This is a genomic window from Pseudomonas sp. (assembly GCF_050739775.1).
Taxonomy (GTDB): domain Bacteria; phylum Pseudomonadota; class Gammaproteobacteria; order Pseudomonadales; family Pseudomonadaceae; genus Aquipseudomonas.
The window spans coordinates 19,792-45,258 of record NZ_JBOICA010000033.1; the positions used below are offsets into that span (position 1 = coordinate 19,792).

23 protein-coding genes are annotated in these 25,467 nt (G+C 61.8%); 9 read left to right on the forward strand and 14 right to left on the reverse strand.

Annotated features, from left to right (window positions below; translation table 11 throughout):
• Positions 1 to 19: 19 nt before the first annotated feature.
• The 9 genes from ACRESH_RS17735 to ACRESH_RS17775 form a co-directional block, all read right to left on the reverse strand.
• Positions 20 to 3,067 carry a multidrug efflux RND transporter permease subunit gene (locus tag ACRESH_RS17735; RefSeq protein ID WP_431743201.1) on the reverse strand — a complete coding sequence of 1,016 codons (3,048 nt, stop codon included), beginning with the start codon at positions 3,065 to 3,067 and terminating at the stop codon, positions 20 to 22.
• A 13-nt stretch (positions 3,068 to 3,080) separates the two neighbouring features.
• Positions 3,081 to 4,235 (reverse strand): efflux RND transporter periplasmic adaptor subunit, encoded by a 1,155-nt coding sequence (locus ACRESH_RS17740; RefSeq protein WP_431743202.1) that lies wholly within the window; start codon positions 4,233 to 4,235, stop codon positions 3,081 to 3,083.
• A 139-nt stretch (positions 4,236 to 4,374) separates the two neighbouring features.
• Complete coding sequence (locus ACRESH_RS17745) at positions 4,375 to 5,472, reverse strand: DUF1513 domain-containing protein (RefSeq protein ID WP_431743203.1); 1,098 nt, start codon at positions 5,470 to 5,472, stop codon at positions 4,375 to 4,377.
• Positions 5,473 to 5,474: 2 nt separating this feature from the next.
• Positions 5,475 to 6,539 (reverse strand): imelysin family protein, encoded by a 1,065-nt coding sequence (locus ACRESH_RS17750; protein WP_431743204.1) that lies wholly within the window; start codon positions 6,537 to 6,539, stop codon positions 5,475 to 5,477.
• 16 nt (positions 6,540 to 6,555) lie between these two features.
• Entirely contained in the window at positions 6,556 to 7,983 is a 1,428-nt protein-coding gene (locus tag ACRESH_RS17755; RefSeq protein ID WP_431743205.1) for a di-heme oxidoredictase family protein, read from the reverse strand.
• A gap of 165 nt (positions 7,984 to 8,148) precedes the next feature.
• Positions 8,149 to 9,483 (reverse strand): imelysin family protein, encoded by a 1,335-nt coding sequence (locus ACRESH_RS17760; RefSeq protein ID WP_431743206.1) that lies wholly within the window; start codon positions 9,481 to 9,483, stop codon positions 8,149 to 8,151.
• A gap of 149 nt (positions 9,484 to 9,632) precedes the next feature.
• Entirely contained in the window at positions 9,633 to 11,681 is a 2,049-nt protein-coding gene (locus tag ACRESH_RS17765) for a putative bifunctional diguanylate cyclase/phosphodiesterase (protein ID WP_431743207.1), read from the reverse strand.
• Positions 11,682 to 11,949: 268 nt separating this feature from the next.
• On the reverse strand, positions 11,950 to 12,546 hold the full coding sequence (locus ACRESH_RS17770; RefSeq protein WP_431743208.1) for a superoxide dismutase: 597 nt from the start codon (positions 12,544 to 12,546) through the stop codon (positions 11,950 to 11,952).
• Positions 12,547 to 12,734: 188 nt separating this feature from the next.
• Positions 12,735 to 13,334 carry a LysE/ArgO family amino acid transporter gene (locus ACRESH_RS17775; RefSeq protein ID WP_431743235.1) on the reverse strand — a complete coding sequence of 200 codons (600 nt, stop codon included), beginning with the start codon at positions 13,332 to 13,334 and terminating at the stop codon, positions 12,735 to 12,737.
• Between the two features lie 123 nt (positions 13,335 to 13,457).
• Here ACRESH_RS17775 and ACRESH_RS17780 point away from each other — a divergent pair, with 123 nt between their 5' ends.
• The 3 genes from ACRESH_RS17780 to ACRESH_RS17790 all read left to right on the forward strand — a co-directional run bounded on the left by ACRESH_RS17780 (position 13,458) and on the right by ACRESH_RS17790 (position 16,321).
• On the forward strand, positions 13,458 to 14,348 hold the full coding sequence (locus ACRESH_RS17780) for a LysR family transcriptional regulator ArgP (RefSeq protein ID WP_431743209.1): 891 nt from the start codon (positions 13,458 to 13,460) through the stop codon (positions 14,346 to 14,348).
• A 49-nt stretch (positions 14,349 to 14,397) separates the two neighbouring features.
• Positions 14,398 to 15,393, forward strand: a complete 996-nt coding sequence (locus tag ACRESH_RS17785) for an NAD-dependent epimerase/dehydratase family protein (protein ID WP_431743210.1) — start codon at positions 14,398 to 14,400, stop codon at positions 15,391 to 15,393.
• An 88-nt stretch (positions 15,394 to 15,481) separates the two neighbouring features.
• A complete protein-coding gene (locus tag ACRESH_RS17790) occupies positions 15,482 to 16,321 on the forward strand; it encodes an ATPase (RefSeq protein WP_431743211.1) in 840 nt (279 codons plus the stop codon).
• 62 nt (positions 16,322 to 16,383) lie between these two features.
• Here the strand turns inward: ACRESH_RS17790 and ACRESH_RS17795 are convergent, their stop codons facing one another.
• The 3 genes from ACRESH_RS17795 to ACRESH_RS17805 are packed head-to-tail and all read right to left on the reverse strand — an operon-like array spanning position 16,384 to position 18,936.
• Positions 16,384 to 17,433: an alkene reductase gene (locus ACRESH_RS17795; RefSeq protein ID WP_431743212.1), complete on the reverse strand. Its 1,050-nt coding sequence runs from the start codon at positions 17,431 to 17,433 to the stop codon at positions 16,384 to 16,386.
• Between the two features lie 17 nt (positions 17,434 to 17,450).
• A complete protein-coding gene (locus ACRESH_RS17800; protein ID WP_431743213.1) occupies positions 17,451 to 18,620 on the reverse strand; it encodes an MFS transporter in 1,170 nt (389 codons plus the stop codon).
• Between the two features lie 13 nt (positions 18,621 to 18,633).
• Positions 18,634 to 18,936 carry an ArsR/SmtB family transcription factor gene (locus tag ACRESH_RS17805; RefSeq protein WP_038607345.1) on the reverse strand — a complete coding sequence of 101 codons (303 nt, stop codon included), beginning with the start codon at positions 18,934 to 18,936 and terminating at the stop codon, positions 18,634 to 18,636.
• Positions 18,937 to 19,089: 153 nt separating this feature from the next.
• On the opposite strand from ACRESH_RS17805, the gene ACRESH_RS17810 reads away from it, so the two are divergent.
• Positions 19,090 to 19,671 (forward strand): ACP phosphodiesterase, encoded by a 582-nt coding sequence (locus ACRESH_RS17810; RefSeq protein ID WP_431743214.1) that lies wholly within the window; start codon positions 19,090 to 19,092, stop codon positions 19,669 to 19,671.
• Here the strand turns inward: ACRESH_RS17810 and ACRESH_RS17815 are convergent.
• Both ACRESH_RS17815 and olsB read right to left on the reverse strand, forming a co-directional pair.
• Positions 19,668 to 20,456, reverse strand: a complete 789-nt coding sequence (locus tag ACRESH_RS17815) for a lysophospholipid acyltransferase family protein (protein WP_431743215.1) — start codon at positions 20,454 to 20,456, stop codon at positions 19,668 to 19,670. The two genes, ACRESH_RS17810 and ACRESH_RS17815, sit on opposite strands and share 4 nt — an antisense overlap.
• Entirely contained in the window at positions 20,456 to 21,211 is a 756-nt protein-coding gene (olsB, locus tag ACRESH_RS17820) for an L-ornithine N(alpha)-acyltransferase (RefSeq protein ID WP_431743216.1), read from the reverse strand. The genes ACRESH_RS17815 and olsB overlap by 1 nt, the downstream gene beginning before the upstream one ends.
• A gap of 135 nt (positions 21,212 to 21,346) precedes the next feature.
• Between olsB and ACRESH_RS17825 the strand changes: the two genes are divergently transcribed.
• The 5 genes from ACRESH_RS17825 to ACRESH_RS17845 are packed head-to-tail and all read left to right on the forward strand — an operon-like array spanning position 21,347 to position 25,457.
• Entirely contained in the window at positions 21,347 to 22,234 is an 888-nt protein-coding gene (locus ACRESH_RS17825; protein WP_431743217.1) for an acyl-CoA dehydrogenase, read from the forward strand.
• 43 nt (positions 22,235 to 22,277) lie between these two features.
• The gene (locus tag ACRESH_RS17830) at positions 22,278 to 23,378 is read left to right on the forward strand and encodes a serine hydrolase domain-containing protein (protein ID WP_431743218.1); all 1,101 of its coding nucleotides are present in this window, start codon (positions 22,278 to 22,280) and stop codon (positions 23,376 to 23,378) included.
• On the forward strand, positions 23,375 to 23,671 hold the full coding sequence (locus ACRESH_RS17835) for an amidase (protein WP_431743219.1): 297 nt from the start codon (positions 23,375 to 23,377) through the stop codon (positions 23,669 to 23,671). The genes ACRESH_RS17830 and ACRESH_RS17835 overlap by 4 nt, the downstream gene beginning before the upstream one ends.
• Before the next feature lie 45 nt (positions 23,672 to 23,716).
• Positions 23,717 to 24,298, forward strand: coding sequence for a YceI family protein (locus ACRESH_RS17840; RefSeq protein WP_431743220.1), 582 nt, complete (start codon positions 23,717 to 23,719; stop codon positions 24,296 to 24,298).
• 1 nt (position 24,299) lies between these two features.
• Complete coding sequence (locus ACRESH_RS17845; RefSeq protein ID WP_431743221.1) at positions 24,300 to 25,457, forward strand: phospholipase D-like domain-containing protein; 1,158 nt, start codon at positions 24,300 to 24,302, stop codon at positions 25,455 to 25,457.
• Positions 25,458 to 25,467 lie beyond the last annotated feature (10 nt).

The following is a 25,467-nucleotide window of genomic DNA, read 5'->3' on the forward strand; positions in this document are numbered from 1 at the left end:
TCTTTTTATTTTTGCCGGATCAGACCGGTTGCGTCTGCGCCTGAGGCACATCCGCTCGCGCCAACAGGGTATAGACGCACGGCAGGACGAACAGGGTGAACAGGGTGCCCACCGACATGCCGGTGGCGATCACGATACCGATGTCGAAGCGACTGACCGCGCCAGCGCCGGTGGCCAGGATCAACGGGACCATGCCGAAGACCATGGCTGCAGTGGTCATCAGCACTGGCCGCAGGCGAATCGCCGCGGCTTCTTCCACAGCCTCGCGGGCACTCAGGCCATTCTGCTCACGCAACTGGTTGGCGAATTCGACGACGAGGATGCCGTGCTTGCTGATCAGGCCAATCAGCGTCACCAGGCCGACCTGGGTGTAGATGTTCATGCTCGAAATACCGAGGAATAGCGGAATCAGTGCACCGCAGATCGACAGCGGCACGGTCACCAGAATCACCAGTGGATCGCGGAAGCTTTCGAACTGGGCCGCCAGCACCAGGAAGATGATCGCCAGGGCCAGGCCGAAGGTCACCCATAGCGCACTGCCTTCCTGGACGAACTGCCGCGCGGCACCGGCATAGTCGAAGGCATAGCCTTGCGGTGCTTCTTCGGTGGCAATGCTGCGCACGGTCTCCAGCGCCTCGCCCATGCTAACCATGGGGACGCCCTGGATGATGGCTGCGTTCAGTTGCTGGAACTGGTTAAGCTGACGCGGCCTGGCGCGGTCGCTGACAGTGATCAGGGTCGACAGCGGCAGCATTTGCCCTTGCTGGTTTTTCACGTAGTAGTTGCTCAACCAGTTGGGGTTGTCGCGATAGGGCCGTTCGACCTGGGCGATGACCTTGTAGCTGCGGCCATCGATGGTAAAGCGATTGATCTCCGCTTCACCGAGCAATGTCGCCAGCGTGCCCCCCAGGGCATCCATGGACACCCCCATCTGCGCAGCCTTGGCCCGATCGATATCGACCACCACCTCCGGTTTGTCGAAGGCCAGGTCAATGTCGAGGAAGGCAAACTTGCCTGAAGCCTGGGCACGTTCCTTGACCCGTTCGGCCACCTCCAGCAGTAACTCGTAGTCGTTGGCCGTGTTGATCACGAACTGGAACGGCAGGCCTTCACCGGTGCCCGGCAAGGAGGGCAGGTTGAAGCCGAAGATTTGCAGGCCAGCGATGCTTTCGAGTTTGCTTTGCACCAGCGGCAGTAGCTCCATCTGGCTGCGCTCGCGCTCGTTCCATGGCTTGAGCAGGAAGCCGCCGATACCTGACTGTACACCGTTGAAACCGTTGATCTGGAACGAGGAGTAGTACTCGGGGAACGCCTTGAAGATATCAATGAACTCGTCGGTGTAGGTGCTCAGGTAGTCGAGGTTGGTCGGCTGCGGCGCCGTGGCCATCATGAAAATGACACCCTGATCTTCATCCGGGGCCAGCTCGTTCTTGGAGAACATCAGGAATACCGGGATCAGGCACAGTACGATCACTGCGAACACCAGCACCACCGGCCGGGTATTGAGGGTGGCATGCAAGAGTTTCTGGTAGCGCACCTTGAGGCCTTCGAACAGTTGGTCGAGGCGGTGGGCCAGACCACTGGGGTTCTCGTCGTGGCGCAGGAGCAGGGCGCACATCATCGGCGACAGCGTCAGGGCGACGATGCCGGAAATCATCACCGCACCGGCCAGGGTCAGGGCGAACTCCTTGAACAGGGCCCCGGTCAGGCCCTCCAGAAAGCCGATAGGGGCATAGACCGCCGCCAGGGTGATGGTCATCGACACCACTGGCATGGCGATCTCCCTGGCGCCTTCCAGCGCTGCTTCGAGGGGCGTCTTGCCTTCTTCAATATGACGGTGGATGTTTTCCACCACAACGATGGCATCGTCCACCACCAGGCCGATGGCCAGCACCATCGCCAGCAAGGTCAGCAGGTTGAGCGAGTAGCCCATCAGCTGCATGAAGAACAGTACGCCGATCATCGACAACGGAATGGTGATCACCGGGATCAACACCGAACGCAAGGCACCGAGAAACAGGAATACCACGACGATGACGATCAGCACCGCCTCGATCAGGGTCTTTACCACCTCGTCGATAGACGCCTGGATAAACAAGGTGGCGTCGTAGGCGATGGAGGCCTTGAGGTTTGGCGGCAGCTGGCTTTCCAGCTCGGGCATCAGCTTGCGCACCTCCTTGATCACATCCAGCGGGTTGGCGCCGGGGGTGGCCTTGATACCGATGTAGACCGAGGGGGTGCCATCGAACGAGCTGACTGTGTCGTAGTTCTCCGCGCCCATCTCGACCCGTGCCACGTCGCCGAGCAGCACTCGGCTGTCGCCGCTGGTCTTGAGCGGGATGTTGGCGAAGGCCTCGGCGGTTTTCAGTTCGGTGGTGGCATTGATACTGGTGACGATGTACTCGCCCTTGACCTCGCCGGCTGCTGACAGGAAGTTGTAGCGTCGTACCGCGTCGGTCACCTCATTGGCGCTCAGGCCGTAGCCGGCGAGTTTTACCGGGTCGATCCACAGGCGCATGGCAAACAGCTGGTTGCCGAGGATTTGTGCTTCGGCCATGCCAGGCAGAGTGGCCAGCTTGGGCTGGATCACCCGTGACAGGTAGTCGGTGATCTGCGGATTACTCAACTCGCTGCTGTAGAAGCTGATGTACATCAGCGCCGAAGCGTCAGCGGCTTCTTTGCTCAGCACCGGATCTTCGGCGTCCTGTGGCAGCTTGTTCTTCACCTCGTTGGCCTTGGCCAGCAGCTCGGTGAACAGGCGGTCGCTGTCGGCGCCGATCCGCGCATAGATCGAGATCACCGAAAAGTTTTGCCGGCTCACCGAGGTCATGTAGTCGATGCCCTCGGCACTGGCCAGGCTCTGCTGCATGGGTTGGGTGATATAACCCTGGATGGTTTCGGCATTGGCCCCAGGGTAGGCGGTGGTTACCGTGATCAGGGCGTTTTCCATCTGCGGATACTGACGGATGGGCAGTTTGCTCCAGGCCTGAAAGCCCAGCAGCACGATCAACAGGCTGACCACGCTGGCCAGCACCGGGCGGCGGATGAACGGATCGGTAAAAGCCATGGCGCATCCTCGATCAGTTGGCGCGCGACTGCTGGGTGTTCGATGGCGGTTGCAGGGTCTTGTCCGGGCTGATGGTGATCGACGCACCTTGGGTCAGTTTCAGCTGGCCGGCGGTAACTACCTGCTCGCCGGCCTGAAGGCCCTTGATCACCACCACCAGGCCATCGCGGCGCTCACCGGTTTCGACAAAACGGCGTTCGGCGATCAGCTGCGGCTGGCCCTCTGGGTTTTTCTGCACCTGGCCGTCTTCGGCCTTTTTCGCCACGGCCACATACACCGAGTTGCCGTAGAGGGTGTAGGTCACGGCGCTTTCCGGCACCACGACCTGTGGCTGAGGGTCGGGCAACAAAATTTGCAAACTGCTGAACATTCCGGGCAGCAGCTTACCTTCAGGGTTGGCCAGGGTGGCGCGTACTTGTACGTTGCGGGTGCTGTCTTCAACCTTGGGGTTGATGGCACTGATGGTGCCGGGAAAGGTTTGTTGCGGATAGGCCGCCACACTGACCAGCACCTGCTGGCCGATGCTCAGCTTGGGGATCGCCTGTTCGGCGACATAGAAGTCGACATACAGGCTGCTCAAGTCCTGCAGGGTGGCGATCACCGTGCCGCTGGCCAGGTAGTCGCCGATGTCTACCTGGCGGATGCCGATAGTGCCGCTGAAGGGGGCGTTGATGCTTTTCTTGGCCAGGGCGGCCTTGAGCTGATCGACCACAGCCTTGTTGCGTTTGTACTGAGCGCTCAGGCGGTCGAACTCGCCGCGGGAAATCGCCTGGCTACCGACCAGTTGGCTGCCGCGATTGAAGTCCACCTGGGCCAGGCCGAGGTCGGCCAGGGCGGTGCCAAGTAACGCGGTTTCCACGTCGCTGTCCAGTTGCAGCAGGGGTTGGCCCTTGCTGACCTTCTGCCCGGATTCGAACTGCAGGGTCTTGACCGTGCCGGCGATTTCCAGGCTCAGGTCGATGCCTTGCAGGGCCGTGAGGCTGCCGACCGCGGGCAGGCGATTTTGCCAGGCGCGCTCACTGGACTCGGTCGCCGCCACGCTGATCGGTGGCTTGGGGACCGAGAACAGCTGCACCTGCTGATAAATGGAGAACGCCTTGTAGCCTCCCAGAATCAGCACGAGCAGCAGGACAACACCTAACATGATCAGCATGCGGCGGCGCAGCATAGTCCAGTTCCTTGGAGACGATTCTTTGTTCGCTTGGCACGACTACGGGCGTTCCTGCCCACGTGCGATGTAGCCGAATATTACTCGTTTGACCGGGACAGGGAACCCTGTGTTCCAGGCTATTTTCAGCTGAGGCAGGTCAGGCCAGGTGCAGGTGATTGTCCCAAAGCCCGGAGGGCAGTTGCAGGGGTTGGCCGATCAACTCGCTGTTGCGGCAATCATAGAGTCGGCAGCGGCCCTGGCCGGAGGTGACGACAAAGCCATCGGCCACCGCTCCGACCCCGGCGCAGTCAGGCATCGGTGCATCCAGGCGCACTTGTGCAGTGTCCAGGTCCCAGATGAACAGACGGTTGGCGCGCGGGGCCGTCAGGGCGACCAGGCGCAACTCGCTATGAATGGCCACGCTGGCGGTGTAGTTGGCCATCGACTGCAACTGTTGCTCAGGCACTGCAAAGGCCTGGAAGGCTTGCCCGGGCCGCTTGATCGCCAACAGCTCGGCGGTTTCCTCACCAGTGCCCATGAACTGCTGGCCAGCGACGATGGTGCCATCGCTGGCAATCGCCAGGTGGCGCACGCTGTTCATCTGCTGCGGCAACACTTCCTTGCTCAGCAGGGTGCCATCGCGCTGCATCAGCACCAGACTCGGCTGCATGGCGTCGAGGTTCATCTCCACCCGGCTTTCGGCTTCGGTGCGAATGCCGCCATTGGCCACCACCAGGGTTTCGCCATCGGGCATCCACGACACCTGGTGCGGGCCGATACCGTGGGTGGAAATTTCGCCGCTATGGTTCAGGCGTTCGCCGTCAAAGCGATAGACGCCGAGGACGCCACGGCCAGGATCGGTGGTGTCGTTCTCGGTGGCGTACAGCCATTCACCGCTTCTGTGGATCACTGCATGACCATAGAAGTGCCGGTTCGGCTGCGAGGCGATGGTCTGTAGCAAACGACCATTGCGCAAGTCGATCAGGTAGCTCTCGGTGCCGGGGCGGCGGGCGACGAACAGCGCAATCGGCTGCTCGGGGTGGTTGATGATGTCGTGGCAACGCTGGGCCACTTCGGTGGCGAACACCTGGGTGCCGTCCAGGCGATAGCCGACGGCATAGTGTTTACCGTCGCTGTCGTCCCGCGCCGAAAGCAGCAGGGGGCTGCTGTCCTTGCCGCGAAACAGGGTCCAGCCGCCCAGGGTGAGGGCGCTGAGCAGGACGCTACCGAGTTTGAGAGCCTGGCGTCGCAACATGATCAGTCACCGTCGTTGGCATTGAAGCCCAGCTGAATGCCCAGCGCCTTGGCCAGCTCGCCTTCGTGCAGGCGGTGGACGACGTTGAGGCTGTCGTAGATTGCATTGAGTTGCTGGCGGCCGACTTCGTCGTCGAGCAGTTCGCCCAGCGGTTTCGGGTTGGCGCTGAGCAATTTCAGGGCGTTGGCGTACGCCGCGTCGACCTTGTCGGCCAGGGTTTTCTGATCTTTGCCCAGCAGGCCGCGCAGGCCCTGGTTGCCGACCCCGACCCAGACGGTTTGCGCAGCGCTCAGGCTGGCTTCCAGGCTTTTCAGCGAGGAATGGCTGCGCCAGGCCTCAGCCTGCAGCGGTTGCGGGATACCCTTGCTCAGGCGGCCCATGGGCGCGCCGAGCTTTTTCTTCAGGGTGTCCAGAGCGGTGACCTGGGCGCGCAGCAGATCAGCGATGGCCTCATGGGAGTCGGCGTAGCGCTGGTTGGGGAACTTGCTCATCTGCGCGAGCATGCCATCGGTGTTGTTCCAGCCTTTGAGGATCTCTTCGGCCAGGGCTTTCTGGTGTTCGCCGATGGCCACCAGCAGCGGGCAGTAACGGGCCTTCTGTTCGGCGCTGGCGACGTCTGGCTTGCTGTCGAAGAGGATGTACTCGTAGGCCGACAGGCCGCGTACCACCACGCTGGATTTGGCCAGGCTGGCGGCATCGATCGGCTTGTCAGCGCTGAGCAGTTGCTCGACCTGACGACCGACCAGGTTCTTCTTGTCCGGCCAGAACTGTACCTGCCAGGCGCGGTTGCCTTCAGCCAGCGGGCCGATCAACAGCGGTTGCAGTTCAGCCCAGGCTTTTTGCGCGTGGAGGAAATCGGCGCGGGCAGTGGCCAGGTCAGCCTTGCCTTCGCAGTAGGCCAGGGCGCTGACGGCCAGTTGGCGGTCGGCTTCGACCCAGCGGCTGTAGGTCGGCAGAATCACCTGCTTGGCGATGGCAGCGGAGGTCACTGCCTGTGGATCCTGTGGCGAACAGGCACCCAGGGCGAAAGCGGCGAGGCTGGTGAACAACAGTTTAGGACGGAACATGCCCGGCTCCTTTCTCTTAAAGTGAATTCAGGAACGCCAACAACGCGGCGCGTTGCTCGGCATTGAAGGTCAAGACGTGCTGCTTGGCCGCTTCGGCTTCGCCACCATGCCACAGCACGGCTTCGAGCAGGTTGCGGGCGCGGCCATCATGAAGAAACTCGGTATGGCCACTGACGGTCTGGGTCAGGCCGATGCCCCACAGCGGCGGGGTGCGCCAGTCCTGGCCACTGGCGGCGAACTCGGTGCGGTTGTCAGCCAGACCCGGGCCCATATCGTGCAACAACAGGTCGCTGTAGGGACGGATGAGCTGATTGGCCAACTCCGGTTCGGCGGCATCGGCGGCGGTGGTGAAGCTTGGGGTGTGGCAGCTTTGGCAGCCGGCCTGATGAAACAGGTTCTTGCCGGCCAGCACCTGGGGCGAGTCGACGTCCTGGCGGACCGGTACCGCCAGATTGCGGGTGTAGAACAGCACCAGGCGCGCAATATTGTCGCTGACTTCTTGCTCGCCATTGGCGCCGTTGCCATTGGGCGCCTTCAGGCAATCGACTTGTGCCGGGGTGCAGTCGTCCATGGGCCGCAGGGTGGAAGTCAGGCCCATGTCACCAGAGAACGCGTGCACGTTCTGCTGATTGATGTTCGGTTGTCCTGCTTTCCAGCCGAAACGGCCGAGGACGGTTTTGCCCAAGGCATCGTCCCAGACCTGGTTGGGCCGGCCACGGATACCGTCGCCATTGCGATCGTCGGGATCGGCATTGGCCAGAATCGTGGCTTCGGGTATGGCTTCGAGCAGGCCCAGGCCGATCATCGGCGGGGCGACCCGGGCGGAAAAGCGGGTATCGGGATGCATCGGGCCGTAACCGAGCTGGCTGATCTGCAGCGTTGGCTGGCGCAGCTTGACGCTGCTGCCGTCCTTGAACTTCACCGACAGCGGCGTGTACTCGACCCGTACTTTTCCTTCAGGAGTAACGCCTGGTACGGCCATGTCCTGAAACTGGCCGCCATAGACCGGCTCGGGCACGACGCCCAGTTGCTCGATGACGTTGGCGAAGTGCGGCTGATCAGGAATCGACAGGCGTACGATCATCGACACGGCATGCTTGGCGGCAGGGCCGGGCGGATGGCCACGACCATCCTTGATATGGCAGTTCTGGCAGGCGTTGGTGTTGAACAACGGTCCCAGACCATCGCGCGCCGTCGTGGTTGCCGGGGCGATCACCCAAGGGTTGCGAAAGAAGCTGTTGCCGACACTGAAATCCAGGCGCCGGCTCGGCGCGAGGTTGGCCGAGGGCATGGAGTAGGCATTCTGGTCGCGCTTGTTGACTGTCGTCTTGCCGCCAGCGAAGGCTTCACCCGGTTCGGCCTGGGTGAAACGCGGGGCGTCGTCACAGGCGACCAGGGCCGTGGCCAGAAGCAGAGGGCTGAGACGGAGCAGCAACGAAGACATCAAGAATCCTGAGCTTGAGCAAAAAACGGCGTGCAAGCTTAGCAGGCTCAGGATCATGGAATAAGAGGGATTTGCGTTTGCTTGATGAAATCTGTGCTTAAGCTGCCTATCGCGGGGCATAAAAAAGGCGACCCGAAGGTCGCCTTTTCTGGCCCAGCCGCTGAATCAGAATTCGTGATCGGCGGTGTCAGGGTTCAGGTTGGAGATGCCCAGCTTGCCTGCTGCCTGTTCGATCGCACCGGTCTGCTTGACCAAGGAAGCGATGGCGTCACGCACGATCTGGTTGCCGGCAGTGTTATCGGCAGCGATCAGCTGGTCGTAGTGCTCGCCCTTGAGCGCATGGTCGACAATGACCTGGATCTTCGCTTCGGTGGTCTCAAGGTCGGCCTTGAGAGTCGCGTCGGTGGCTGGATCGATCTTGGCTACCAGCGACGACAGGCTCGGGCCGCTCAGCTTGCTGCCGTCGGCGCGGATGTACTCGCCCAGGTAGACGTTGCGGATGCCCTTGGCGTCGTAGAAGTGTGAGTAGTGGGTGTTGTCGCTAAAGCAATCGTGCTCGTCTTCAGGCGAGTTGGCTTCCAGGGAAACCTTCATGCGCTCACCCGCCAGTTCACCCAGCGACAGGCTGCCCATGCCGAACAGCATCTTGCGCAGGCCGTCGGTCACAGGTTCTGCTTCAAGGGTGGCGCGGTAGTTGGTGGCGACGTTGGGTGCCCAGTTGCCGACCATCTCTTCCAGGTCTTTGACCAGCAACTGGGTCACAGCCTTGAGGTAGGCGCGGCGACGTTCGTTGTGACCGCCAGTGGCACCTTTGCCTTCCAGGTAGTCAGAGGCTGGACGGGCGCCAGCACCCGGGCCGGTGCCGTTGAGGTCCTGGCCCCAGAGGAGGAACTCGATGGCGTGGTAGCCGGTGGCGACGTTGGCTTCGGAACCGCCCAGTTCATTCAGGCTGGCGAGTTTTTCCGGGGTGATTTGCTTGACGTCGATCTTGTCTTCGCCGACCTGGATTTCGGTGTTGGCGATGATATTGGCCGAAGCGCCCGGGTTGCCCAGGGCATGCTCGTAGCTGGCGTCGACGTAGTCGATCAGGCCTTCATCCAGCGGCCAGGCGTTTACTTGACCTTCCCAGTCGTCGACGATGGTGTTGCCGAAGCGGAACACTTCGCTCTGCAGGTAAGGAACGCGAGCGGCGACCCAGGCGGCCTTGGCGGCCTTCAGGGTTTCATTGTTGGGGGTGGCGAGGAAAGTGTCGATGGCAGTCTGCAGGGTCTTGGCGGTGCTCAGCGAGTCGCTGTAGACGGCGTGGACCATGTCGGCGTAATGCTTGACCACGGCCTTGGCGGCCGCCTCGTCGACGGCGCCTGCCGCAGCCGGGGCTGCTGTGCTGGCAGCCGGGGCCTGGGCTTGCGGTGCGGCGGCCTTGTCCTTGTCGTCGCCGCAACCGGCGAGAGAGATGGCAATGGCCAACAGGCTGGCGGTGGCCAGAGGCATACGAATCATGGTGAATTCCTGCGTCGAGAGGTTGGACAGGCGTACCGGGGTACGCAAAGCTGCAACATAATGCGAAAGATTTGCATTTTCTGTAAAGAGGCAGTCACGTAAATATTCAAGTGCGTGCTTCTGCCTGTTCGTTCAATGTCTTCAGGGGTTTAGAGAATTGAAACCTGGTTGCGCTGGGCCTGCTTGAGAAAGACAGTCAGCTCCCGGGCTGGCAGGGGTTTGCTGTAGTGGTAGCCCTGGCCCTCATGGCATCCTTGGGCAATGATGTAGGCCTCCTGTTCTGCGGTCTCCACGCCCTCGGCGATCACCTGCATGCCCAGGCTCTTGCCTAGCTGGATGATGGCGCGAACGATGGTGGCATCGTCGTCGTCATCGAACAGGTCCTGGACGAAGCTTTTGTCGATCTTGATCTTGTCCAACGGCAGTGATTTCAGGTAGCTGAGCGAGGAATAGCCGGTGCCGAAGTCGTCGATGGCAATCAGCGCGCCAGAGCGGCGCAGGCTCAACAGGTGCTGGGCGGCGGTACTGATGTCTTCCATCAGGCCGGTTTCGGTAACTTCCAGCTCCAGGCTGCGCGGCGGCAGGCGGTAGATCTGCAACAGGTTGTTGACCACGCGCGGCAGTTCGTTGTGGTGCAGTTGCACGGTCGACAGGTTGACCGCCATGCGCAATTCGCTGAAACCCTGGTCATGCCATTCGCGCAACTGCCGACACGCCTGGTCGAGAACCCATTCGCCGATGGTGATGATGTTGCCGTTCTGCTCGGCCAGGGGGATGAACTGGTCCGGCGGGACCATACCCAGTTCCGGATGCTGCCAGCGTAGCAGCGCCTCGACACCGACCACGCGATGATCGCGGTAGCTGATCTGCGGTTGGTAGACCAGGTACAGCTGATTGCGTGGCAGCGCTTCGCGCAGGTCCTTTTCCAGCTCGCGGCGGCGCATTTCGCTGTCGACGCTGGCAATGTAGAACTGGTAGCGGTTGCGCGAGCGGGTCTTGGCCAGGGTCATGGTCTGCTCGGCCTTTTGCAGTAGCTTCTCGGTGCTGTCGCCGTCTTCGGGGAACAAGGTGATGCCGATGGTAGCACGCAGGCGGATTTCCTGGTGATCGAGGGCGAAGGGCGCCTCCAGGTCATCGAGAATGCTCTGGGCCAGTTCCGCTGCTTCGTAAGGCTGTTCGATATCGGCCTGCACCAGGGCGAACTGATCGCCGCCCAGGCGCGCCAGGGCGCCGAGCCGGCCACTGTGGGCACGCAGGCGATCGGCCAGGGCCAGCAGCAACTGGTCGCCGGCCTGGTAGCTGAACTGCTCGTTGATACCTTTGAAGTCGTCAAGGCCGACGCACAGCACCGCGACCCGGCGTTGCAGGCGACCGGCGTCGACCAGGATCTTGTCCAGTTGCTGTTGCAGTTGCTGGCGATTGGGCAGGCCGGTAAGGAAGTCGTACTGGGCCATGCGCAGCAGGCTGTTTTCGGCCTCGTGACGCAAGTGCGTATTGCGCTCGATCGAGGCGAGCAGCTGGTTGGCGGTATTGACCCACAGCCCCAGCTCGTTGCGTTCGTGGCCTTTGATCAACGGCAGCTTGTGCTGGCTGGGGCGATCGGGATTGATCTGGGTGAGATGCTCGATGATCTTCGACAGCGGCTTGGTCAACATCCAGTGATAGACCAGGTACAGCACCAGGCCCATGGCCAAGGCGCGCAGCACCCCGGAAATAAAGATGATCACCGAATTGACCAGGAAACCTTTGCCATAGGACGCCGTGTCAAGGGTGATGCTCAGGTCACCATAATATTCGCTGTAGGGACCACGGCCGACCAACTGCGTGGTGAAGGTGCGCTCCTGACCGAGGATCAGGTCGGTCAACCAGCGTGTCGCCGACTCCTGCAACGGCCGGGACTTTTCTGCGAGCATGGTTTCATTGGGATGGCCGATGGAGGCCATGCGCACCGACTCGTCCTGGAACAACCCTTCCATGACCTGCATGCCCATTTCCTTGTCCAGGCTATAGACCGCCTGGGTGGAAGGGTCACGGAACATGTCGAGGATTCGCTGGGCGTCACTGGCCACTGCCTGACGAGTCTTGTAGACATCGAAGACGATCTGCGCACAACTGAGAACGACACCGACCACCAGTGCCGAGAGCAGTACGACCCTGAGCAACTTGACCGATAAGCTGTTCTTGAGTTCCAGCTTCAATGGGGTTTCCTTAATCCATGCGCATGGCATCATTTTGCCATCATTCTTGGCAATCCACTATCGGCCGTTGGCAGAACATACCCCACCCTTGGGGTGATGGTATTGCTGCTATCACTGTATCGGTTGCCCGGCCTTGCGACTTTAATGCTGGAAGTGAACTTCCCAAGGTTTGATGTTAGCGCGGTATCCGCTTGGGGCAAGAGCCAGGCACCGTGACGCAGGCGAAAAAAAACCCGGACAAGCCGGGTTTTTTCGTCATGGTATTCGCTTAAGCGGTGAAGGTCTTGCCTTCGAACTGCTCGGCAACGAACTTCCAGTTGACCAGGTTCCAGAATGCCTCGACGTACTTTGGACGCAGGTTGCGGTAATCGATGTAGTAAGCGTGTTCCCAGACGTCGCAGGTCAGCAACGGAGTGTCGCCGCTGGTCAGCGGGCAGCCGGCGCCGATGGTGCTGGCCAGGGCCAGGGAACCGTCAGCCTTTTTCACCAGCCAGCCCCAGCCGGAACCGAAGGTGCCGATGGAGGTCTTGGTGAACTCTTCCTTGAACTTGTCGAAGGAACCGAACGCAGCGTTGATGGCATCAGCCAGAGCACCGGTAGGTTGGCCGCCGGCGTTTGGCGCCATGCAGTTCCAGTAGAAGGTGTGGTTCCAGACCTGAGCGGCGTTGTTGAAGATACCGCCCGAGGAGGATTTGACGATCTCTTCCAGGGTTTTGCCTTCAAACTCGGTGCCTGGCACCAGGTTGTTCAGGTTCACGACATAGGTGTTGTGGTGCTTGTCGTGGTGGTACTCCAAGGTTTCCTTGGAAATGTGCGGCTGCAGGGCGTCGTGGGCATAAGGCAGCGGCGGCAATTCAAAAGCCATGGTGATTCTCCTAATCAGGTCTGTTGCGGTGAGCGCAAGGCCGATCACGGGCGGCCGGTGTGCGTCGGGGAGTTTGTACTCTTTGCGACGCAAGGGCTGGATCATAGCACCCGGCCCTGCGCTTAACCACGCAACAAGTGTACGGGAAAGAGGTTACAGAGGCCTCGCTGCCGACAGACGAGTGGCGTTTAGCTAAAGACCAACTGGGCCGCCACGGCGAACATCATCACTGCCACCATCAGGTCCAACAGGCGCCAGGTGCCGGGGCGTGCCAGCCAGGGCGCAAGCCAGGCGGCGCCCAGGGCGAGGGTAAAGAACCACAGCAGCGAGGCACTGGCTGCCCCTGCCACGTAGGCGCCGGGAACGGTCTGCTGGGCGCCCAGGGAGCCGATCAGCAACACGGTGTCCAGATATACATGGGGGTTGAGCAGCGTCACCGCCAGGGCGCTGAGCAGCACCGCCCGGCGCGAGCGTAAACCTTGGCCTTCGCCCTGTTGCAGACTTTGCTGCGAACAGGCGCGCAACAAGGCCTTGCTGCCGTACCAGATCAGGAACACTGCGCCACCCCAACGCGCCACAGCCAGTAACGTCGGGTTCTGTGCCAGCAGCGTGGCCAGGCCGAACACCCCGGCCGCGACCAGCAGGGCATCGCAGAACACACAGAGCGCGGCCACCGGCAAATGATGTTCACGGCGCAGGCTTTGCGCCAGGACGAATGCATTTTGGGTACCGATCGCCATGATCAGGCCGAAGGCGACCAACAGGCCGTTCAGGTAGCTTTGCCACATAGGGGACGCTCCACAGGCACCGGCAGGACGCTGGCGCAGAAAACCAAAGAAGATGCTGGCCATTTTGGGGTGTCGGTCTGTATAAGAAAAACAAATAAACCTGATCTGGCATTAGGAAAAGCAATGTTCGATTACAAACTGCTTTCTGCCCTCGCGGCGGTCATCGAGCAGGCCGGTTTTGAGCGTGCAGCGCAGGTGTTGGGGTTGTCTCAGTCGGCGATTTCCCAACGCATCAAGTTGCTCGAAGCGCGGGTCGGACAACCGGTGCTGATTCGCGCCAGTCCGCCCAGCCCGACGGATGTCGGCCGACGCTTGCTCAACCATGTCCAGCAGGTGCGGCTGCTCGAGCGCGACCTGCAAAGCCAGGTGCCGGCGCTGGACGAGGAGGGTATGCCCGAACGTTTGCGCATCGCCCTCAACGCCGACAGCCTGGCTACTTGGTGGGCGGGGGCGGTCGGTGCATTTTGCGCCGATCAGCAGGTGTTGCTGGACCTGGTGGTAGAGGACCAGGAGGTGGGTCTCAAGCGCATGCGTGCGGGGGAGGTGGCCGCGTGCCTGTGTGGCAGTGAACGTCCCGTGGCCGGTGCGCGCAGCATACTGTTGGGGGCCATGCGTTACCGCGCTCTGGCCAGCCCAGCCTTCATGGCCCGTTACTTTGCCGAGGGCTTCGATGCCAAGCGGTTGCCGCGGACACCGGCGCTGGTGTTCGGGCCGGATGACTTTCTTCAGCACCGCTACCTGGCTTCGCTGGGTAGCGAGGATGGCTTCCTGCATCACCTGTGTCCATCTTCCGAAGGCTTTCTGCGCATGACTGAAGCAGGCCTGGGATGGGGGCTGGTGCCGGAGTTGCAGGTGCGAGAGCAATTGGCCAGCGGGCGTTTGGTAGAAATTTCGGCGGATAAGCCCATCGATGTGCCTTTGTACTGGCATCATTGGCGCAATGGTGGACAACTGCTTGGGCAATTGACCGAGCACCTGCGCCAGACTGCCCGGCAATGGCTGGTGCCCTTGTAAGTTCTGGCAGCGTCAGCAGCATCTGAAAATTGGTAAGGCGGAGTGCTACATGCGAATTCTGGTCACCGGCGCAAGCGGCTTCATTGGCGGGCGCTTTGCGCGCTTTGCCCTGGAGCAGGGCCTTGAGGTTCGGGTCAACGGCCGGCGCGCCGAAGGGGTCGAACACCTGGTGCGGCGTGGGGCGCAGTTTATCCCCGGCGACCTTGGCGACCCGGAATTGGCCCGACGCCTGTGTCAGGGTGTCGATGCCGTGGTTCATTGCGCTGGGGCTGTGGGTAACTGGGGACGCTACCAGGATTTCCACCAGGGCAATGTGGTGGTCACCGAGAATGTGGTCGAGGCGTGCCTTAAAGAGCACGTGCGGCGCCTGGTGCACCTGTCGTCACCGTCGATCTACTTCAACGGTCGTTCGCAACTGGGCATCCAGGAAGAGCAAGTACCGCGGCGCTTCCATGATCACTATGGGGCCACCAAGTACCTGGCGGAGCAGAAGGTCTTCGGCGCCCAGGAGTTCGGCCTGGAGGTACTGGCCTTGCGCCCACGCTTCGTCACCGGGGCGGGAGACGTCAGCATTTTCCCGCGTTTGTTGCAAATGCAGCGCAAACACCGCCTGGCCATTATCGGCAACGGCCTGAACAAGGTCGATTTCACCAGTGTGCAGAACCTCAATGAGGCACTGCTCAGCGCCCTGTTCGCCGATGAGCAGGCCCTGGGCCAGGCCTACAACATCAGTAACGGTCATCCACTGCCGTTGTGGGATGTGTTCAATTACGTGATGCGCCAGATGCAGTTGCCGCAAGTCACCCGTTACCGCTCCTTTGGCCTGGCCTACAGCCTGGCCGCGCTCAACGAAGGCGCCTGCATGCTCTGGCCAGGGCGCCCACAGCCGACCCTGTCGCGCTTGGGTATGCAGGTGATGAGCAAGGATTTCACCCTGGACATCAACCGCGCCCGGCAGCTATTGGACTACCGACCCACGGTCAGCCTATGGACGGCACTGGACGAGTTCTGTGGCTGGTGGAAGGCTCAAGACCCGCAGCAGTGAACCTGCAAGTGGGTTTGCGGTCGATCAGTGCGCCGTGTAAGCGGTTTATACTAGTGACCATTTGCTATTACAGCGGTTGAAGGCTCCCATGCGTAACGATGCTCAAGACGATTTCGACAATGTCCCGACCTTGCGTGCCGGTACGCGGGATGATGACTTTGACAGCTTGCCGCCGGGCCGTGGTCCTATTGCCGGTGGCGCTCGCAAGGCTCCTCGGGCGGCCAGCACCGGGCCTTTGTGGGCGCTGCTGGGCGCCTCCTTCATCGCCCTGGCTGGCCTTGGCTGGTGGAGTTTTCAGCAGGTGTCATTGATGGAGCAGCAACTGGTAGCGACCCAGGAAAGTTTTGCCCGGATCAGTGAAGACGCAGCGGGGCGCCTGCAGGCTATCAGTGGCAAGGTCGATGCCAGTGAGTCCAGTGTCAACAGTGGCAGCGAAGCCTTGAAACTGCAGATCAAACAGCTGCAAGCCAACCTTGCCGAGCAGGGGAAACAGCAGCAAGGCGTTGCCGGGCAGGCGGGCGATTTGGGCAAGCGCCTGGAGCAAGTGTTGGTGCTGGCCAGCGAGCAACAGGCGACCACTGCCAAGCTGCAGGCTGAATTGCAGATCCAGTTGAAAGCGGTGAACAGCGAATTGGCTGCCTTGAAAGCGGCTCAGGTGGATGCTGGCAAGCTCGACACCCAGATCAATAGCCTTGGTAGTGACGTTGCCGCTCTGAAGAAGCAGGGCAATCCCAGTGCTGCCATCGAGCGCCTGGAACAGGATCTGCTGGTGCTCAAGAGCGAGCAGGAGAATCGTTCGGCGCTGCCTGCTGCGTCAGGGGCGTCGGTTGCCGAGTTTGATGCCTTTCGCGCTCAGATGACCCGCAGCCTCAATACCCTGCAGAGTCAGGTGCAGAATCTGCAGCAGCAGATCAATGCGCGGCCTTGATTGCGTCCCATCGCGGGGCAAGCCGGCACACAGGTCTTGTGCGGGCTTGCCCCGCGATGCTTTTACAGCCGCGGATAGTCGATGTAACCCACCGGACCCTTGGAATAGAAGGTTTCAGGATGTGCGTCGTTCAAGGGGGCATCCGCAGCCAGTCGGGCCGGCAGGTCCGGGTTGGCGATGAACGGAACGCCGAAGGCCACCGCATCTGCCCGGCCGCTGGCCAGTGAAGCATTGGCACTGGCCTTGGTGAAGCGCTCGTTGACGATGTACGGACCGCCGAAAGCTGCTTTGATCAGTGGGCCGATGCTGTCGTCGGCTTCCTGCTCCCGCGAACAGATGAAGGCAATCCCGCGCTTGCCCAATTCACGGGCAACATAGGTAAAGGTTTCAGCGCGATTGGCGTCGCCCATGTCATGGGAATCGGCCCGTGGCGCCAGGTGCACACCCACGCGTTGCGCGCCCCACACTTCGATCAGCGCATCGGTCACTTCCAACAGCAGTCGTGCACGGTTTTCCAGCGAACCACCGTACTGGTCGGCGCGTTGGTTGGTGCTGCTCTGCAGGAACTGGTCGAGCAGGTAGCCGTTGGCGGCATGCACTTCCACGCCATCAAAACCGGCGGCCTTGGCGTTCTCGGCGCCGCTGCGGTATGCCTCGACGATATCGGCGATTTCCGCAGTTTCCAGGGCCCGCGGCGTCGGGTAGCCGGCCAGCGGACGCACCAGGCTGACGTGGCCTTTGGGTTGGATCGCACTCGGCGCTACTGGGGTTTCACCGTTGAGGTAGAGCGGGTGCGAGATGCGCCCGACATGCCACAGTTGCAGGAAAATCCGCCCACCGGCGCCATGGATGGCCTTGGTCACGTTGGTCCAGCCGCGTACCTGATCGTTGGACCAGATGCCGGGAGTGTCTGGATAGCCGACCCCCATCGGTGTCACCGAAGTGGCTTCGCTGAGAATCAACCCGGCGCTGGCACGTTGCACGTAGTACTCGGCCATCAACGCGTTGGGAACCCGGCCTTCATCGGCACGGCAGCGGGTCAGTGGGGCCATGATGATGCGGTTCGGCAATTCGAGGTCACCGAGGGTGATCGGATCGAAAATAGTCGTCATAGGTACCTCAAGGCTTATCAGGGAGTTGCAGGGGCCAGTTCGGTTTTGTTGCCGCTCTGGCTGAAGGTGATCAGGGTGACGATCAGGGCCAGCACGGCCAGTGCGGCGGCGGCCAGTGGTACACGGGTCAAGCCCAATCCTTGAGCGATTACGGTGCCGCCGACCCAGGCACCCAGGGCATTGCCCAGGTTGAAGGCACCGATGTTCAGGGTCGACACCAGGTTCGGTGCGGCCTTGCCGAAGGTCACCACGTTGACCTGCAGCGCCGGTACGGCGGCAAAGGCAGCCGTGGCCCAGAGGAACAGGGTGATCTCGGCCGGGATCAGGGCAACGCTGGTCCAGCTCAGTACGGTAGAAATAACGGCCATGCTGGCAAACACACCTACCAGGGTGGCGCCCAGGCGCTTGTCAGCCAGTTTGCCGCCGACGATGTTGCCCAGGGTCAGGCCAACACCGATCAACAGCAGGGTCCAGGTCACGCCCCGCGGCGAAACGCCGGTGACATCGCCAAGCAGCGGCGCGACATAGGTGAACAGGGCAAACATCGAGGCCGAGAACAGTACGGTCATCGACAGCGACAGCCAGATACCCGCGCCCTTGAGGGCCGCCAGTTCGGCGCGCATGTCGAGTTTTTCCTCGTCATGGCGAAACGGCAGGAAACGGATCAGGCCAATCAAGGCAATCACACCGATCACCGTCACTGCCCAGAAGGTCGAGCGCCAGCCGTATTCCTGACCCAGGGCGGTGCCCAGCGGCACACCCAGCACGTTGGCCAGGGTCAGGCCGGTGAACATCAGGGCCACCGCCGAGGCACGGCGATTGGCGGGCACCAGGCTGGCGGCAACCACCGAGCCGATACCGAAGAAGGCGCCGTGACACAGGGCGGTGACCACCCGAGCGAACATCAGCAGGTTGTAATCGCTGGCCAGCGCACACAGCAGGTTACCGACGATGAACACGCTCATCAGGGCGATCAGTGCCGCTTTGCGCGGCAGCCGCGAAGTGGCCAGGGCCATGAACGGCGCACCAATGGCCACACCCAGGGCGTAACCGGTGACCAGCCAGCCGGCACCGGGAATCGACACCCCGAGGTCCGCCGCGACATCGGGCAGCAGGCCCATGATGACGAATTCGGTGGTGCCGATGGCGAAGGCGCTGAGCGCCAGGATTATTAGCGAAAGGGGCATTGCAAGGTCCTTGTCAGAGCTCTTGGCTCATCTGCTTGAGGAAGGCCTGGATGGTTTCCTCATTGCGCTTGAAAAAATGCCACTGTCCGATCTTCTGGCTGCTGATCAGGCCCGCGCGTTGCAAGGTGGCCAGGTGGGCCGAGACCGTGGACTGCGACAGGCCGCAGCGTTGGTCGATCTGGCCGGCGCAGACACCGTGCTCGGTGCTGTGATGCTGGTCAGGGAATTGCACGTCGGGGTCTTTCAGCCAGTTGAGGATTTCTCGCCGTACTGGGTGGGCCAGGGCTTTTATTATTTCGTCGAGATCGAGAGGCATGCTTGGGCTCATGGTTGTGTAGCGGTATATCGCGATTTAGCGAAATATAAATCGGTATTTCGCGATATACAAATATGAAGGTGTTCTTAGCTCAGCGTAAATCGCTATATCGGGTTATAACGATATGCTCGGGGCTAGTGCTAGACTGCACGGATGAACTACCTCGCACACCTTCACCTGGGCGGCCAACAACCCGAGCAATTGCTCGGTAGTCTCTATGGGGATTTCGTCAAAGGGCCGTTGGCTGGGCGTTTTCCCTTGCCGTTGGAAGCAGCGATCCGCCTGCACCGGCAGATCGATGTATTCACCGACAGCCACCCGCTGGTGCTCCATTCCCTCGGGCGATTTCCCCGAGAGCGGCGGCGTTATGCGGGGATCATCCTCGATGTGTTTTTTGACCATTGCCTGGCGCTGCATTGGCGGGACTATGCCGAGCAGCCCCTGGAGCAGTTCACCGACAGGGTCTATCAGGTACTGGCGGCGCAACCGGATCTGCCCGGACGGCTGGCACAGATCGCGCCCTATATGGCAGCGGATGACTGGTTGGGGTCCTACCGTGATTTCGCAGTGTTGGAACAGGTATTTCGCGGGATCGCCAAGCGCTTGTCACGCCCCGAAGGGATGGACGGCGCCCTGGAGCTGGTCGATGCGCTATACGCGCCGTTGATGGATGACTTTCGCAGCTTTTACCCCGAGCTGCAGGCCTTCGCCGGCAAGGCCCGGGCTCAGGCTTAGGCGGCTTTGGCTCGGCGTTGCGGCTGAGCGGCAGGCTGCTCGGCGCCAAACAATGCCACTTGAATGGCTTGCTGGGCCTTGAAGGCCAGGGCCGCGCGTTCTTCACCAGCACTGGGGATTGGCTTTAGTAGCTGAACCTCGACTTCGCCACAATCATGGGCAAGCAGCCGCATCAGGTGCGAGAGCAGGTCGTCATCACCGATGAAGGGGGCAAGCGTATCGGTCTGGCCATCACGCAGGTAACGCAGGGCCACCGGCTGCAGCGGCACCTGGCTATCGATGGCGCTGGCCAGCAGGCGACCGTGGAAGGTGCGCAGGCTGCGGCCGTTGGTGGTGGTGCCTTCCGGGAAGATCAATAGGGCGCAGGCCTGTTGCAGGTGCTGGCTGATCTGCTTGCGCAGCAACTGGCTGTCGTTGCCGCCACGCCGGATGAACAGGGTGCCGGCCTTGAGCGCCAGCCAGCCGGCCACCGGCCAGGTGCGTACTTCGGCCTTGGACAGGAACGACAACGGGGTGAGCATGCCCAGCAGGGGAATGTCGGTCCAGGACACATGGTTGCTGACCCAGAGCATGGGCTGTTGCGGCAATTGGCCAACCACCCGGACCTTGAAGGGCAGGGCATTGCTCAGCTTGCGCATGAACAGTTGCGACCAGCGCTGACGGCGCTCGGCCGAGGCCGGAATGCGCAGACGTTCATAGAGGCTGAACAGTGCCGCCATCCCCAAGCCGAACATCACCACCAGCAGCACCCGCAGGACGCGTGCGAAGACGCGCAGGCGCTGCATCAGACTGCCGCCTTGAAGTGGCGGGCGTAGCGCGGGCAGAGTTCGTCGCGCTTGAGCAGGATGAACACGTCGGCGACCTGGAAGTCCTCATCCCAGCAGGGCTCGCCGCAGATTTTCGCCCCCAGGCGCATGTAGGCCTTGAGTAGCGGCGGCATTTCGGCGATGACGTTGCCGGGCAGGGCCAGGTTAGGCAGCGGGTTCTTCGGTTCGGCGCGCAGGTGTTCGGTGCACAGGTAGCGTTCGCGCAGGCGTTGCATGATCGCATGGGCCTGGACGCCGCCGTCCTGCATGGGAATGCTGGCGCAGCCCATCAGGTAGCTGTAGCGACCTTCGTTGAGCACTTCGGCCAGTTCCGCCCAGAGCACAGCGATGGTGCCGCCATTGCGGTAGGCCGGGTCGACGCAGGTGCGCCCCAGTTCCAGGATTGGCCCTTGCAGGTGGCCAAGACCATGCAGGCTGAATTCTTCTTCACTGTAGAAACGCCCCAGGCTATTGGCGGCCTGGTGGTCGAGCAGGCGCGTGGTGGCGACCAGGCGACCGCTATTGAGGTCGCGTACACCGATGTGGCGGCAGTGAATGTCGTAGTCATCCATGTCCAGGCCCAGTTCGGCGCCTTTGAGCTTGGCCTTGAATTCACCACTGAACACGCTGAAACGTAGGGCCTGTGCTTCCTGCAGGGCCGTTGGCCCGACCAGGCGTTCGGCTTGCAGACGGCGTTCAGTGCTGTTGTCGCTAGTGCGAGCGATCCGAGTCATTACGAGTCTCCATAAGCCAGCCATTTGGGGTTGCGGCCGGTCGACTTTGTTGTGCAAGCTCAGCCTAGGTAGATGCGGTGTCACCCCCATGAACCTTTGGTGATGCTTGTATGACAGCCCTCAAGGAGCGCTTCGATGGCCTGGCTACAACGACTCAACGACCCTCTCCGACAGCCCTTTTCAGGCGATCTGGTCGATACCTACAGCAGCTTGCTGGCGCGCCTGGAAAGGGTCAGCCCGTTCGAGCTGGCAGTACTCGGCGGGCGGGCCATGCCGACGCCGGGGCTGGCCTTTCTGGTCGGCTACCAGGCGGCCTTGCGTGTGCTCTGGCCCAGTGCCCCGGCAAGCCTTGGCGCTTTGTGCGCCAGTGAGCGGCGCAGCGTGCGTCCGGCTGACATGCAGGTGCGCCTGGACGACCTGCGTCTGACTGGCAGCAAGGATTTCGTCACCGCCGGACTGGATGCCGACTGGCTGCTGGTGGCCACACGCAGCGAGGCAGCAGGCGAGACACCGCAGTTGAGTCTGGCGGTGGTTTATCCCGGTGAGCCGGGGGTACGTCTGGAGCCGTTGCCGGCCCTGCCACTGATGCCGGAAGTCGGTCACGCCTGCCTGCACCTGGACCAGGCGCTGTGCGAGCTCTTGCCGGGTGATGGTTGGGATGCTTACGTCAAACCGTTCCGTACCCTTGAAGACCTTTATGTACTCAGCGCGCTGTGCGCCTGGCTCTATGGCGTCGGTCAGGACAACAGCTGGCCCCAGGGCTTGCAGTTGCGCCTGATCGCTTTACTCGGTGGATGCGCCGAGGGCAGCCGGCAATGTGCCGATTCCGCGGCGTGCCATGTGTTGCTGGGCGGCCTGTTTGCCCAGTTCTCGGCGCTAAAGGACGAGGTCAATCAGGCGTTGAGCAACACGCCCGGCGAGTGGGCGACGCTGTGGCAGCGCGACCAGGGGCTGTTGGAGATTGCCAGCGCAGCGCGGGCCAAGCGCTTGGCCAAAGCGTGGGCCAGCGTAGGATTGTCATGAAACGCTGGTAGGCTGCGCTAACCCTGGCCTTGAGTGACGTCGCATGAACAAAGCGCTGTTGGGGCTGTTGCTCAGCCTGGTGTTTACCAGCGCCCCAGCCTTGAGCCAGGAGGACTGGCCGGTTCCAGACTGGCCGCAGGCGGTTGATATCAACAGCCCAGCCTGGCGTCAGGTGCAGGCGTACGCTTTTCCCCCGCGTGATGAGCACAGCCGTGAAGGTGTGCGCACCGATGCCCTGTTGGTGATCAAGGAGGGGCGTATTGTTTATGAACACTACGCCGCACCGACGACAGCACGGACCCCACACCTGACCTGGTCGATCAGCAAGAGCGTGCTGGCCACGGTGTTGGGCGTGGCCCACAGTGAAGCGCGCTTTGCTCTCAATGACCCGGTCGCGCGCTTTTACCCACCCATGCAGGCCCATCCCCAGGTTCGTCTGCAAGACCTGCTGCAGTGGGCCAGCGGTCTGGACTGGCAGGAAGACTACGAATACGCACCGCTGCATTCCTCGGTTGTGGCCATGCTTTACACCCGAGGACGTGGTGATATGGCCGCCTATACAGCCGCTCGAGCGGTGGCGGCTGTGCCGGGGCAGCGCTTTCTCTATTCCAGCGGCGACAGCAACCTGTTGGCGGCGGCCTTGCGGGCGATGGTCGGGCCCGAGCGTTATGCGCAGTATCCCTGGGATGCCTTGTTCACGCCGCTGGGTATCACCTCGGCGGTCTGGGAGCGTGATCCCAGCGGCACGCTGGTGGGCTCCTCTTATCTGTACATGAGCGCCCGCGATCTGGCGCGCATCGGTTTGCTGATGCTGCATGACGGTCGCTGGCAGTCGCAGCAGGTGCTGGCAAAGGACTGGGTCGTGTTCAATCGCACCCTGTTTGCCAAGGCTGTCACTCAACCCGGGGAGGCTAACCCCGGCGGGCATTGGTGGCTCAATCAGTCGTTGCCCGGTACAGGGCGGCCCTGGCCGGATGCTCCCGCCGACACCTTCGCTGCCTTGGGGCACTGGGGCCAGGCATTGTATGTACTGCCCGACGAACAACTGGTGGTGGTGCGTTACGCCGATGACCGCGATGGGCAGTTCCAGCACAACGAATTGCTCAAGCGCGTACTGGCGGCACAGGCCGGGGGGCGACCATGAAGCGCTTGCTGCTGGTGCTGTTGCTGCTGGTGGGGGCCTGGACCTGGCACGAGCGCCAGGCCCTGGCGGATTTTGCGGGCATCCTCAGTGCCTATTCGGCCAAGGAGTACTGCTCCTGCCGTTTCGTCATGGGCTTCGAGGCGCCTTACTGTCAGGTTTATGTGCGCCAATACCTACCCCTGAGTCGTCTTGAGGAGCATGCGCAAACCCGCCAAGTCACTGCCGCAGGTCTAGGGATTGAGCGCCATGCGCGTTGGCAGGGTACGCGTGAGGGCTGTGGCTTGCTGCCGTGAAGGCAGCCGGGTAAGGTTGACGGCCTCTGTGTTACAGGATTTCCCATGTTTTCTCTGCCCCGTCTTCTGCTTGTCATGCTCGCCCTCGTGAGCTTCTCGGCCCACGCCAACTGGCACCTGGATGGCGAGTCCTCGCGCCTGTCCTTCATTTCCAGCAAAAATGGCGATACCGCCGAAGTCCATCGTTTTCTGGTGCTGCACGGCAAGGTCGATCGCAAAGGCGCGGCCGAGCTGATGATCGAGATGGACTCCAACAGCAGCAGCGTGCCGCTACGCGATGAGCGCATGCGCAAGGATCTGTTCGAGTTCGCCCGCTTCCCGGAGGCCAAGGTCAATGCTCAGATCGATCTGCGGCCGATTAACGACCTGGCCAATGGCGCCCAGGTCGAGCTCCGGCTGCCGCTGACCGTCAAGCTGCACGGTAAGGAACACAGCTACAGCGCCTTGCTGCTGGCCACGCGCCTGGACGAGCGACGCTTTCAGGTGGTGACCCTGGAACCTTTGATGCTGCGTGCTGATGACTTCGACCTGGTGCCGGGCTTGGAGACGTTGCGCAAGATGGCCGGACTCAAGTCCATCAGCCCGTCGGTGCCGGTGGCCGCGGTGTTGATCTTCACGGCGCGTTGATATGGCCGGACCGGTCTTCCCCTGGCGAGATGGTAACCGGTTCGAGTTATTGATCGACGGCCCCGCGTTCTTTCCGCGCATGCTCACCGCCATCGTGCGGGCCGAGCAGCAGGTCGATCTGGAGCTGTATCTGGTGGAGGCGGGCGCCTGTGCCGAAGCCATGGTCCAGGCGCTGGTGCAGGCCGCCGAACGTGGCGTGCAGGTGCGCTGCCTGTTTGACGACTATGGATCGCTCGCTTTCACCTTGAGCCTGCGCCAGCGCCTGATCGCTGCGGGCGTCGAGCTGCGTTGGTACAACCGCCTGCGCTGGCGCCGCGGTTTTCGCAACTTGTACCGTGACCACCGCAAGCTGTTGCTGGTCGACCAGACTTGGGCAGTGGTTGGCGGTACCGGCGTCACCGATCAGTTCTGGGTGCCTGATGAAGACGTCAGTGAGTGGCACGAGGTGATGGTGCAAATGCAGGGGCCACTAGTGGCCGACTGGCAAATGCTCTTCGATCGCCAGTGGCGCGCCAACCTGCGCCGCACGGCTTGGCGGCCACCGACCCATTTCGGCTTGTCGCGCTTGCCGCATGTGCCCGATAGCGGCGAGGGCATGGGGCGTGTGGCTTACGCCGATGCCCGGCAGCACCGGGATATTCTGCAATCGTTGGTGCGCGCGCTGAACAGCGGTCAACGGCGGATCTGGCTGGCCACTCCCTACTTTTTACCGACCTGGAAGGTGCGTCGCTCCTTGCGCCGAGCCGCCTTCCACGGCATCGATGTGCGCCTGCTGCTGACGGGGCCGCGCACGGATCACCCTTCGGTGCGCTACGCTGGCCATCGTTATTACCCGAGGCTGATGCGCGCCGGGGTGAAAATCTACGAATATCAGCCGTGCTTCTTGCACTTGAAGATGGTGTTGGTCGACGACTGGGTCAGCATCGGCTCGTGCAACTTCGATCACTGGAACCTGCGCTTCAACCTTGAGGCCAATGTTGAGGCCTTCGATCCGTCGCTGACCGCTGCCGTGGCCGCAAGTTTCGAGCGCGATTTCGCCCAGAGCCTGTGCATTGACCTTGCCCATTGGCATGCCCGACCGTTGTGGAAGCGTCTGCAGCAGCGTTTGTGGGGCTGGCTGGACCGGTTGGTAGTCAATCTGCTTGATCGTCGTGACTGATCGCGGGGCA